Source organism: Chitinophagales bacterium, assembly GCA_020636535.1.
GTDB lineage: Bacteria > Bacteroidota > Bacteroidia > Chitinophagales > JADIYW01 > JADJSS01.
In genome coordinates this window covers 246,977-259,780 of the sequence record JACJXT010000011.1, presented here as the reverse complement: position 1 = coordinate 259,780, position 12,804 = coordinate 246,977, and the positions used below count along the sequence as shown (strand labels likewise).

General features: G+C 30.8%; 12 protein-coding genes. 8 read left to right on the top strand and 4 right to left on the bottom strand.

Going from position 1 to position 12,804, the window contains the following annotated elements; all coding sequences use genetic code 11:
• Positions 1-5 precede the first annotated feature (5 nt).
• From purH to H6553_01560, 6 genes are all read left to right on the top strand, one after another.
• Positions 6-1,529: a bifunctional phosphoribosylaminoimidazolecarboxamide formyltransferase/IMP cyclohydrolase gene (purH, locus tag H6553_01585; GenBank protein MCB9032511.1), complete on the top strand. Its 1,524-nt coding sequence runs from the start codon at positions 6-8 to the stop codon at positions 1,527-1,529.
• A 106-nt stretch (positions 1,530-1,635) separates the two neighbouring features.
• Positions 1,636-2,661: a rod shape-determining protein gene (locus H6553_01580; protein MCB9032510.1), complete on the top strand. Its 1,026-nt coding sequence runs from the start codon at positions 1,636-1,638 to the stop codon at positions 2,659-2,661.
• Between the two features lie 3 nt (positions 2,662-2,664).
• Positions 2,665-3,495 carry a rod shape-determining protein MreC gene (locus H6553_01575; GenBank protein MCB9032509.1) on the top strand — a complete coding sequence of 277 codons (831 nt, stop codon included), beginning with the start codon at positions 2,665-2,667 and terminating at the stop codon, positions 3,493-3,495.
• Positions 3,485-4,000 (top strand): hypothetical protein, encoded by a 516-nt coding sequence (locus H6553_01570; protein ID MCB9032508.1) that lies wholly within the window; start codon positions 3,485-3,487, stop codon positions 3,998-4,000. Before H6553_01575 ends, H6553_01570 begins: the two co-directional genes overlap by 11 nt.
• A gap of 3 nt (positions 4,001-4,003) precedes the next feature.
• Positions 4,004-5,965, top strand: a complete 1,962-nt coding sequence (mrdA, locus tag H6553_01565; protein MCB9032507.1) for a penicillin-binding protein 2 — start codon at positions 4,004-4,006, stop codon at positions 5,963-5,965.
• Positions 5,962-7,239: a rod shape-determining protein RodA gene (locus H6553_01560; GenBank protein ID MCB9032506.1), complete on the top strand. Its 1,278-nt coding sequence runs from the start codon at positions 5,962-5,964 to the stop codon at positions 7,237-7,239. Before mrdA ends, H6553_01560 begins: the two co-directional genes overlap by 4 nt.
• A 34-nt stretch (positions 7,240-7,273) precedes the next feature.
• On the opposite strand, the gene H6553_01555 is transcribed toward H6553_01560, so the two are convergent.
• The 4 genes from H6553_01555 to H6553_01540 all read right to left on the bottom strand — a co-directional run bounded on the left by H6553_01555 (position 7,274) and on the right by H6553_01540 (position 10,586).
• Positions 7,274-8,149 (bottom strand): endonuclease/exonuclease/phosphatase family protein, encoded by an 876-nt coding sequence (locus H6553_01555; protein MCB9032505.1) that lies wholly within the window; start codon positions 8,147-8,149, stop codon positions 7,274-7,276.
• 9 nt (positions 8,150-8,158) lie between these two features.
• The gene (locus H6553_01550; protein MCB9032504.1) at positions 8,159-8,704 is read right to left on the bottom strand and encodes a hypothetical protein; all 546 of its coding nucleotides are present in this window, start codon (positions 8,702-8,704) and stop codon (positions 8,159-8,161) included.
• Between the two features lie 177 nt (positions 8,705-8,881).
• A complete protein-coding gene (locus tag H6553_01545; protein ID MCB9032503.1) occupies positions 8,882-9,586 on the bottom strand; it encodes a cellulase family glycosylhydrolase in 705 nt (234 codons plus the stop codon).
• Positions 9,587-9,671: 85 nt separating this feature from the next.
• The gene (locus tag H6553_01540) at positions 9,672-10,586 is read right to left on the bottom strand and encodes a pantoate--beta-alanine ligase (protein MCB9032502.1); all 915 of its coding nucleotides are present in this window, start codon (positions 10,584-10,586) and stop codon (positions 9,672-9,674) included.
• Positions 10,587-10,618: 32 nt separating this feature from the next.
• On the opposite strand from H6553_01540, the gene H6553_01535 reads away from it, so the two are divergent.
• Both H6553_01535 and H6553_01530 read left to right on the top strand, forming a co-directional pair.
• On the top strand, positions 10,619-11,428 hold the full coding sequence (locus H6553_01535; GenBank protein ID MCB9032501.1) for a glycogen/starch synthase: 810 nt from the start codon (positions 10,619-10,621) through the stop codon (positions 11,426-11,428).
• 15 nt (positions 11,429-11,443) lie between these two features.
• Entirely contained in the window at positions 11,444-12,790 is a 1,347-nt protein-coding gene (locus H6553_01530; GenBank protein MCB9032500.1) for a DUF4270 family protein, read from the top strand.
• Positions 12,791-12,804: the final 14 nt, after the last annotated feature.

The following is a 12,804-nucleotide window of genomic DNA, read 5'->3' as shown; positions in this document are numbered from 1 at the left end:
AAAAAATCGTTTTGAAAAAAGTTAAAACAGCTTTAATATCAGTATTTTATAAAGATGGATTGGAGAATTTATTGCCAATTTTAAAACAACACAACATTACAATATATACTACTGGTGGAACACAACAATTTATTGAAGATTTAGGATACCATGTTGTCGCTGTTGAAACACTTACAGATTATCCAAGTATTTTAGGTGGAAGAGTAAAAACGCTACATCCAAAAGTATTTGGTGGCATTTTGGCAAGAAGAGAAAATCAATCTGATATTGAAGAGTTACAACAATATCAAATTCCAGAAATAGACTTAGTAATTGTCGATTTATATCCTTTTGAAGAAACCGTTGCTACTACAAATGATGAAGCGACTATCATAGAAAAAATAGATATTGGTGGCATTAGTTTAATAAGAGCTGCTGCTAAAAATTATAAAGATACCGTAATTGTTAGTCAGAAAAATCAATATCAAACTATAGCGAGTTTATTAGAAACTCAAGAAGCAAGTACTTCGTTAGAACAAAGAAAATTATTCGCTAAAGAAGCATTTGCTTTAAGCAGCCATTACGATATAAAAATATATGATTATTTATTATGTGATGAGACTGCTAATTCTTTAAAAATTAGCGAAACAGAAGCTCAATCATTACGATATGGCGAAAATCCTCATCAAAAAGCAAGCTATTTTGGCAATTTGAATGAAGATTTTGAAGTGCTGAGTGGTAAAGAATTATCGTATAACAACATTGTAGATATTGATGCAGCAGTACGATTAATTCAAGAGTTTACACAACCAACCTTTGTTGTAGTAAAACATACCAATGCTTGTGGTGTTGCTTCTGATGATAATTTGTTAGAAGCATGGAATAAAGCTTTGGCAGGCGATCCAGTTTCTGCCTTTGGTGGAATTTTAGCTTGTAATGGTACAGTAGATGTTGCTATTGCTAATGCAATGAACGGTTTGTTTTTTGAAGTGTTAATTGCTAAAGATTTTACTTCAGAAGCATTAGATATTCTAACGAAAAAGAAAAACAGAAGAATCTTAAAACAAAAAAATCTACTACAAAATAAATTACAAATAAAATCTATATTAAATGGATTTATTATTCAAAATTATGATGATTTTACAGACACAGAACAAAATTTAAAAGTAGTAAGCAACGAGCAACCTACAACAAAACAAATCAACGATTTACTATTTGCTGCTAAGATTGTAAAACATCTAAAATCCAATACCATTGTATTAGCAAAAAATAATCAGTTGCTGGCAATGGGTTGCGGACAAACTTCTCGTGTTGATGCTTTGCAGCAAGCAATTGCAAAAGCAAAACAATTTAATTTCGATTTAAATGGTGCTGTAATGGCTTCTGATGCATTTTTCCCATTTCCAGATTGCGTAGAAATTGCTTACAATGCAGGAATTAAAGCAGTATTGCATCCAGGCGGAAGTATTAAAGACCAAGATTCTATCGATTTTTGTAATCAACATCAAATGGCAATGGTGCTTACAGGAATAAGACATTTTAAACATTAAACAATATATAAAAATAGAAATAATAAAGAATATTAATTTTTCAAATTATTTTCACCAATTGAAGAATAAAGATTAATTTTAATAGCAAAATTTATAAAGAAAAATAATGGGATTATTTAGTTTTTTAAACAAAGAAATAGCAATAGACTTAGGTACTGCCAACACAGTAATTTTACATAATGATCAAGTTGTTGTTGATGAGCCATCTATCGTTGCGGTAGATAAAAAATCTGGTGAAGTGATTGCGGTAGGAACGAAAGCTCAACTCATGCACGAAAAAACACATGCCAATATAGTTACCATTCGTCCGCTTAGAGATGGTGTAATTGCCGACTTTACAGCTGCCGAAGCTATGATTCGTGGTTTTATTTCTATGATTAACGATGGAAGCAGATGGTTTAAACCTTCACTTACTATGGTAATTTGTATTCCATCTGGAACAACAGAGGTAGAAAAAAGAGCAGTAATTGAATCTGCCGAACATGCTAACGCAAGAGAAAGATATTTAATTCACGAACCAATGGCTGCTGCTTTAGGTATTGGCTTAGATGTTGAAATTCCAGAAGGACACATGATTATTGATATAGGTGGTGGTACAACAGATATTGCAGTAATTGCTTTGTCTGGTATTGTTACCGACCAATCAATTAGAGTTGCAGGTGATGATTTTAACATGGATATTATTGAGTACATTAAAAGACAACACAATATATTAATTGGTGAAAGAACAGCAGAGCAAGTTAAAATGAATGTAGGTTCTGCACTACAAGATTTAGATGATGGTGGACCAGAAGACTTTCCAGTTCATGGTCGAGATTTATTAACAGGTATTCCAAAACAAATCATGGTTTCTTATAGCGAAATTGCTGGTGCTTTAGATAAATCTATTTCTAAATTAGAAGAAGCCATTATGAAAGCTCTAGAAAGTACACCGCCAGAATTAGCTTCAGATATATATAGAAAAGGACTATATTTAACTGGTGGAGGTGCATTACTTAGAGGTTTAGATAAAAGAATTGCTGTTAAAACTAAATTACCTGTTAAAGTTGCTGATGATCCGTTGAGAGCTGTAGCTAGAGGAACTGCTATTGCTTTAAAAAACAGACACAGATTTACTTTCTTGATGAGCTAATCAATGCGAACTATATATTATCTAATAAACCGATTTCATACACTTATAATATTTATTATACTAGAAATAATTAGTTTAAGTTTAATATACAAAAGCAATCAATATCAAGAAGTAAAAATGTTGAATACAGCCAATGGTGTTGCTGCAAAATTTGTTTCGTTAAACAATGCTGTTGTACAATTTTTAAACGCAGGAAAAAATAATAAAATATTACAACAAGAAAATATTGAACTTCGGAAACAAATAAAACACCAAAATATATATCCAATTATAGATTCTACTATGCCTTTGGCTTCAGAAGAATATGTGTTTGACTATATTCCTGCTAAAATAATTGATAATTCTATTAATAAACAAGTTAATTATATTACAATTAACAAAGGAAAAAAAGACGGCATTCAAAAAGGAGAAGGTGTAGTGAGCTCTAATGGTGTAGTAGGTATTGTTACTAATGTTACTAATAATTTTGCCTTGGTGCGTTCTGTAATTAGTACCAATACGCCAATTGGTATTAAACATCAAAAATCAAATGCATTAGGTAGCTTAACTTGGAATGGTGTTGATCCTTTTAAATTACAAGTACTAGAATTAAGTAAAACACTTCCAGTAAAACCAAACGATACTATAGTTACGACAGGTTATTCAGCTATATTTCCACCAGATTTTCCAGTAGCTATTGTTCAAAAAGTAGAACCAGATCCAACATCAAGTTTTTTTATCTGTAATGTAAAACTAACCAACTCCATAAACATAATTGGCTATGTATATGTTGTAGTTAATAAACAAAAAGAAGAGTTACAACAATTACACAATATACAGAACAATGAATTATAAATTTATATTTACAAATATAATTAGAGTATTGTTCTTGGTTTTATTACAAGTAACCTTGTTAAATGTATTACCAATCAACCGATTTTATATCATGATTTATCCATTGGCAATATTATTACTACCAATGGCTACACCAAAAGCATTAGTTGTTGTAATTGGTTTTGTTGTTGGCTTTATAGTAGATTGGTTAAGTAATACTAGTGGCTTACACACAGCTAGTTTAACACTCATGGCTTATTCTAGAAGTTTTATTTTAGATAACTTTCAACCAAAATCAGGTTGGGACAAACTAGATGTACCTAATGTAAAACAACAAGGATATGCTTGGTTCTTTTACTATACACTAATTTGTTTCTTTATACATCATTTTGCATTCTTCTTTCTAGAAGTCTTTTCTTTTCATCATTTCTTACACACATTACTAAAATTTGTATTAAGTTTAGCAAGTTCATTAATACTAATGTGGCTACTTACACTTTCATTCTTCAAATCAAACGAGGTGTAGTAAATGAGACAAGGCAACGACAGCGGTTTATTAGCAAAAGCAATAATTATTGTTGCAGCAATATTGGTCATAAAACTATTTATACTACAAGTATTAAGTCCTATTTACAAGCTAAAATCTAAAGATAATGTTATAAAAAAAATAGTAATACATCCATCAAGAGGTTTAATTTTAGATAGAGATGGAAAAGTACTAGTATATAATAATGCAGTTTATGATATATTAATTCAACTAAATATTACTGAAAATTTAGACACTGCAAAATTATGCCAATTACTAAATGCAGATATCGACTATGTTAAAAAACGACTAGAAGAAATTTCAGTTACTACACCCAATAAACCTACACCTTTATTTAAGTTGATAGACCAAGCAACATATGCAAAATTCCAAGAGTACTTGTTTATGTTTCCTTCATTGTCTGTTCAAACAAGAACAGTTCGTGCTTATCCATATCATGGTGGTGCAGCAATGCTAGGTTATTTAAGTGAGGTGAATGATAATGACATTGAAAGCTCTAATGGCTACTACGAAATGGGCGACTATAAAGGAAAAACTGGTCTAGAAAGTTTTTATGATGATAGATTGCGTGGTGAAAAAGGATTTAACTTTGTTATGGTTGATGTGAAAAACAGCTACAAAGGGAAATACAAAGATGGTAAAGATGATAAAAAAGCTGAAGCAGGTTGGGATTTAGTTACAGGTATTGATGCAGAACTTCAAGCTTATGGCGAAAAATTAATGGAAGGAAAAGTAGGTTCTGTAGTAGCAATAGAACCTAGTACAGGAGAAATTCTAGCATATATTAGTAGTCCAGGTTTCGATCCAAATTTATTAACAGGCAGATATCGTCAGCATAATTTTAATATATTATTTAGAGATGAGTATAAGCCATTACTCAATCGACCAATTTACGCACAATATCCACCAGGTTCTACATTTAAGGCAGCAGCAGCATTGGTAATGTTGCAAGATGGTACACATCCTTGGGACTGGAATTGGTTTTGTCCAGGAGGTTACAGAGTAGGAAATCATGTGGTAAAATGCCATGGCTCTCACGCAATTCCTGATGTACAAACAGCACTTCAACATTCCTGTAATTCTTACTTTTGTAAAGTATACAACGATTTAATTATGGATTCCATTTATGCTTCACCACAAGTAGGTTATCAAAAATGGTGGGATTATATGTACCAGTTTGGCTATGGTCATAAATTAGGAATTGATTTATATGGTGAAAAATCAGGTAATTTACCAACAGTACAGTACTACGATAAAATTTTTGGAAAAAGCAAATGGAGAGCTGCTAGTATTATTTCAAATGCTATTGGTCAAGGAGAAATTTTAGCAACACCTTTGCAAATTGCCAATGCTATGGCAACTATAGCTAATGAAGGATATTACTACACACCAACTGTTGCAAGGTATTTAGTGAAAGATAAAAAAGCAGTAAAACCTAAGAAAGAAAAAGTAAGCGTAGGTATTAATAAAGCATATTTCAAATATATTATTGATGGATTAGAAAAAGTAGTAAAACAAGGAACTGCAAGAATAGCTCAAATTCCAGATATTATTTTTTGTGGAAAAACTGGTACTGCCGAAAATCCACATGGAAAAGATCACTCTGTTTTTGCTGGTTTTGCACCTAAAGATAATCCTAAAATTGCCATTGCTGTTTTTGTAGAAAATGCAGGATTTGGTGCTACCTATGCTGCTCCAATTGCATCTTTAATGGTAGAAAAATATTTAAATGATACCATTGCTAAGAAAAGAATTCCACTAGAAAAGAAAATGTTTAATGCCGATTTAATTGATAGAAAAGTATATTATGATACTATAGGAGATCCATTGCGAGCAAAACAAGTTAGAGATTCTATCAGTAATAAAAAAAGAATTCAAGATTCTATTTTACTACAAAAAAAGAAAGTTCAAGATTCTATCAATAATTCAAAAAATAACAATTGAGTCAATATAAAAAACCATATGATCCAATAGATAAGACAGTATTGTTTTGTTATATACTTCTTGTTATTATAGGAATTTTGTCTGTATTTGCTACAGAGTATACTGGCTACAACATTACCGAAAGTTTCTTTAGTATGAAACATACTTATATGAAGCAAGTACTTTGGGCTGGTGTTTCTGCTTTAATGTTTATTACTGTTTTAGGTTTAGATAGAAAATTATTACAATTCTTATCTTATCCAATTTATGGTGTAATGATGTTTTTATTGTTGCTAGTATTTGTAATTGGTAGCGTTACAAATGGAGCTCAAAGTTGGATAGATTTAGGTTTCTTTAAATTACAACCTTCTGAGTTTGCTAAGTTTGCAACAGCAATGGCACTAGCAAAATATTTTGATAACCCAAGTATAAAATTCAGAACGCTAAAAGAGCAACTCATTCCTTTTGCTATTATTGGTTTTCCTTTGCTAATGGTTTTAGCACAAGGTGATGCTGGTTCTGCTATAGTGTTTCTTGCCTTTGTTTTTGTATTAAATAGAGAAGGATTGCCAGACGGAATTATTTATTTTGGATTATATATGATTTTAGTTTCAGTATTATCATTAATACTTAATAAATTTATATTAATGTCATTAATCATTGCATTTGGAGCTTTCTTTATTTATTATTTTAGAAAAAATAAAGCTGGTTCTAGATTATTTGCTGCAATTATGATTGGTTCTATCATCTATTCTTTTTCGGTAAATTATATGTTTAATAATGTACTACAAAAACATCAAAGAGATAGAATAAATGTAATACTAGGTCAAGAATTATCTAAAGAAGCAAAGAGAGGCATTGCTTATAATCTCAATCAGTCAAAAATAGCAATTGGTTCTGGTGGATTTTTTGGTAAAGGTTATTTAAATGGAACTCAAACTAGATACAATTATGTACCAGAAACCAACACCGATTTTATCTTTTCTGCCATTGGCGAAGAATGGGGTTTTATTGGTTCAATAGTACTTATAGGTTTATATGTTACGATGTTATTACAATTGCTTAGAATTGCAGAACGACAGCGAACACCATATGGGCGAGTCTATATTTATTCGGTCGTAGCTATAATATTTACACATGTTACTATTAATTTAGGTATGACGATTGGATTATTGCCTGTAATTGGAATTCCATTACCATTTGTAAGTTATGGAGGTTCATCTTTACTCTCATTTTCTTTTATGATTGCTACATGTCTAAAACTAGACAGCGAAGCAAGAATGGTTGGTAGATAATTATAAAATTATTATTATCAATATATTTTAATTTCTACTCTATCAATTTAAACTTAAACTTTACTACAACTGGTTCGTGGTCTGACAATGGCATACCTTCATTGTCGTAATATCGAGCATCATCTAAAGAAATAGAAATTGGTGTTAGTTGTATTTTGTCGTTATTTTTATAAAAGATTTTATCTAGCTTCTCACAATCAAAATTATTTACACCAATATCACAGTTTCGTAAATCATCACCAAATGCAGGAACACTATCGTTTCTTACCAATTCTAACCAAGTGTCTTCAAAACCATTGTTTAGGAAGATTTCCAAAGTATCTTGTGGTCTAGTATATCTGCTATTAAAATCACCACAAATTATTATGGCATTTCCTGTAGAATTATTGTTGATGAAATTCATTAGCTGAACAAAGCCAACTTTTCTTGCTTCAAACGACTCATCAGATTTTCCAGCATTAGCATGTAAGTTGTAGCAGTCTATCACTACATCATTAGATAATTTTATTTTGCTATAAGTAAAACCTTTTGGTGTTAAACAATCAGCACCAGTACAAGCACTCCAACTTGCTCTATTAATTCCTAGTATTGGAAAGTTAGACAGTGTATTTAAACCACTACCAAATGGTACACAACCAGAAGTTACAGTTCTATACGGATGCTTGTCGCCTTGTAGTAATTTATCGTGATAACAAAAATCTTCTTGTACTTGTACAATATCATAATCGTTAATTAACGGACTAATTAATGGTGTATGTTTCACTGGAAATTGGTCATCATTAAATCCTTGAGGCAAACCAGCAATATTGTAAGTTAGTATAGTAAACTCACCTTCATTTTCTGGTCGGCTCTCTTTTTTACAGGCATTTAATGCTAGTAAAGTTCCAAGTAAATAAATATATTTTTTCATTTAAACTATTTATTTTATTATTAATTCAATTGTTTCATATTCGTCAGCATCAATCAATAAAGTTTGATTGCTTTCATTATACGATGTGTTTTTAATATTTCCTTTTACTATTTCTAAGTCATATCCATTTGGAAAGAATCTTTTTGGTATAAAAATTTCTGTAGGTTTATTTATATTTGTATAATTCGTATACGATAAAGTAAATATTTTTTGAGTTGGATTGTAGTTAAACGACTCAATTTTTCCTGCTACAGCTTTTGGATATACTCTAATTAAATGTTCTACAATTGGTGTTTCATTTCTATTTTCATCTAAAGGACTCCAACCACCTTTGTCATTACTCCAATAAGCCCAATTCCATTGATGACTATCAAACATAGCTAAAACATCAGTTAAATATTCATCAAAACCTAATGCATTTGGCGACACACCAAACTCACCACACAATAAAGGAATATTGCCATGTGTTTGAACATCTTTTTGCCTTTGCGTGTTCCAGTCTTTTAAATTTTGTTGGTCACCAGTATTGTAGTCATTGCCTTCATGCAAACTCACAGGATAACAATGTGGTGCATATACCAATTTTTTGTTTCCAGCTCTTGCATCATTTATTGTTTGAAGATTCGAAGCTGCACCAAGAGTAACTGGTGCTGGTGTTGGTTCAAAGAAAAAATATTTGTTATTTTCTACAGTTCTTAATGCAGGAATTATTCTATTATAAAAAGCAGTGAGTTACTGTTTTTCAAATTCGCCAGTAATGAAAATTTTAATTAAATCGCCGCCCCAAGGTTCGTTCATTAAATCGTAGCCAATTACAAATGGATTGTTTTTAAATCGTTCCATTACTTTTTGCCAAGCCATAATATAATGATCTTGTAAATATTTATGATTAGTATACGACCAAAAGTTAGTCCAACTTGCAATTACAGCTGGATCAATATTTTTCAACCACCAAGGACCACTGCCATTATTATTAATTGGATGTCCGTTAGTTTGTAATGCCCATTCTGGTGCACCATCTCCACCAAATAGTATAGAATAAATATCTTGATGCATATCTAGCATTACGAACATTCCTCTTGATGTGTACCAATTTACTTTTTCTTCTACTTTATCTAAATAAGCATCATCAAAAAAATCTTGTTGTGGTTCAATAGCATCCCAAAAAATTAAATAGCGAACAAAGTTAAAACCAAATTCATTGGCTTCTCGCTCAACATCAGATTCAATAATCCAAGGTTGTCTTTCTATGTCAGATTTAGCAGAACTCGAAGTATTCAGTCCATGTAAAATAAGCTGTCTTCCGTATTGATCTTGTATAATACTTTGGTCTTCTATAAAAGAATTGGCTTTTCTAAGATTGCTGTCGTCTTTTTTACATTGAGACAAAAACAGCACCACTACAAACAAGTAACCAAATTGTACTAGACGCTTCATTAACTAAAGATAATAAAACTATTGAAATTCGTTGAGTATTGTAATAAAATTAGACCTATCTTCTGAACTTATAATTTTACAACAGTTATTGAACTATTACATTATCAATGAGTCTTATTTTACCTACAAACGCAGCGATAAGTACAGTAATAGGAATATCTGGTTGATATGTTGAAATTGGTTCTAAAGTTTTGCCGTTCACTATCATCAAATAGTCTACTTGTATCAATTCATTTTGTTGTAGTGCTTCTATTTGATTATTTAGGTACGATTTAAAATCTATCGTAGTAATATTATCTCTGATGTCAAAAATAGTTTGAGATAGTTTGGTTGCCAATTGTCGTTCTGTATCATCTAGTCGAACATTTCTTGAACTCATAGCCAAACCATCATCTTCTCTTACTGTTGCTACAACCTGAATGCTTATTGGCATTTCAAAAGTATCTATTAGTTTTTGAATAACCATACATTGCTGATAATCTTTCTGACCTAAAAACAAAAGTTGTGGTTGAACAATTTCCAATAGTCGTTTTACTACTTGAACAACACCTTCGTAGTGTCCAGGTCTTTTTGCTGCTTCTAAAGTAGTTGCTAAGAAACCTAAGTCTACTTCAGGAAAAACATTTAGTCCATTAGGATAAATTTCTTCTACAGTAGGAATAAATACTACATCACATTTTGCATCAAGTAGCATTTCTAAATCAGCATCTATGTTGATTGGATATTTTTCAAAATCTTGTTTGTCATTAAACTGTGTTGGATTTACAAAAATGCTACAAACAGTAATATCCGATTTTTCCTTTGCAGCACTAATCAATGACAAATGACCATCATGCAAAGCACCCATTGTTGGCACAAATCCTATTTTTTTAATAAAATGTACTTGTAAATCTTGCAGATGTTGCTGTAAATCTTTTATGTTACTAAATACTTTCAATTTTACTAGCTGAAAATTATTAAGCAATATTAACACATATAATTCGTATCTTTGCCATTTCAAAACAAAAAACTTATAAAAGATTAGGAGACAGCATGGAAAATAAAAGATTATTATATGTAACTCAAGAAATGGATCCATATTTGGCGTTGACAGAAATGTCTAGCGTAGTTAGCAAATTGGCTCCATACGCAAATGACAATGGTTGGGAAGTTAGAGTATTAATGCCAAGATTTGGTGTTATTAATGAAAGAAGAAATAGATTACACGAAGTAGTAAGATTATCTGGAATTAATGTAATTATAGATGATTATGATCATCCTTTAATTATTAAAGTAGCATCGCTTCCTGGTTCTAGAATACAAGTTTACTTTTTAGATAATGAAGATTATTTTAAAAGAAAGTTTGTATTTAATGATAAAGACGATAAATTCTTTGATGACAATGAAGACAGAATGCTTTTCTTTGCCAAAGGTTTAATGGAAACAGTAAAGAAATTTGGTTGGGCTCCAACAGTAATTCACTGTCATGGTTGGATGACCAGTTTAATTCCGCTTTTCTTAAAAACACAATATGCAAAAGAACCTATCTTAGAAAATAGCAAGGTAGTTTATTCTGTTTATGAAAATTCTTTTAAGAAAAAATTCAAGAAAAAGTTTTTAGAGAAAGTAAAAATTGGCGACAAAGTTAAAGACAAAGACATTGCTTTACTAGAAGATTTAGACAATAATGCTTTGAATAAAATTGGCATAAAATATGCTGATGCTATAATACAGGGAAATGAGACACTAGAAAATATGGCAGAATACAAAAAACTAAAAAGCAAAAAACCTTGGTTAGACTACCAAGAAGAGCTAAACTTAGAAAGCAATTATCTAGAATTCTATAATAATATTTTATCTTAAATCGTTAACCTACAAATGAAACAACTTATAGCTATTTTGTTGATTAGTTTATTGGCATTCAGTTGCAAAAAAAGTGAAGATATTGGAGCCAACTTACTACCTGGAGATGATTTGCTAAATGTAGTTAGCGTAGATACATTCTCGCTATTTACAAAAACAGTTAGCGAAACGCCATTTAGAACAGACAAAATGAATTTCAATTTCTTGGGATATATTAACGATGCTATTTTTGGTACAAGCAATGCTAAATTAGCACTACAAATAAATATGCCATCTGGAATTCCAAACGATTCATTAGGTCCTTTTACCATCGACTCAGTTTTCTTGTATTTAAAATATAGTAGTGTTTATGGCGATACAACTACGCCTGTAAACTTTACGGTAAAGAAGTTAAATGTAAAGCTGAATGAATATTTACCATACTACTCTAACGAAAGCAGTATTGTTGGCGTTCAAACAGTAGGAAGCAATAGCAATTATTATTTTGAACCAGCTAAAGCAGTATCTTCTGGTTTAAATGATACAGCAGGAGTAAGTAGTTTACTTAAGATTCCATTATATACTAGTTATGCTAATGAATTTGTAAGTCAAATAGGAAGCTCAGATAGTGTACTAAGTAAATTAAGTGTTTTTCAAGATAGATTTGTTGGTTTAATGGTTGAAGCAGCGAACTCAGCAAATATTATGGCAAAAGTAGATTTGTCTAGTAGTTATTCTAGAATGATAATTTTTGTAAAAGATCGTAATAATACTACACATGCATTGTCTTTTCCTACAAAATTTGCGTATATAGTAGGTAATTCTGTTACAACACTTTCTAATAGTATTAATTTATATAATCATGGACTTAGTAGTACGATTAATAATGCAGTAAGTTCAAGTAACGAATCAGATTCTATAGTATATATTTCTGGAGAATCTAGTGTACTTACAGAAGTTAAGTTTCCTACAGTTAGCAACTTTGGTATTAAAGCTATTAATAAAGCAGTGCTTACATTTAATCAGTATCAAGATAATAGCAATGGCAACTTTAAATTGCCTGCACTTTTGTATTTGTATGATAATAATGCTTACAATGCAAACTTATTGGCAAGTGCCACTTTAGATTCTACTACTATAAATGGAACTCAAATATATCAATATAATTTTAATATAACATCGTTAATACAGAGAGTTTCTGTAGGTAATTCTACTATAAATAAAGCATATATTTCTACTAAGTTTTTAGCAGGAACAGATCCAAACTACAATTTGGCATCTAATGTTGGATATGCTCCAAATAGAGTCATCTTAGCAGGAAGCACTACGAGTAATTTGACACTTAAACCAGTGTTAAAAATTATTTATACACCGATTAATTAATATTTATTACCTTG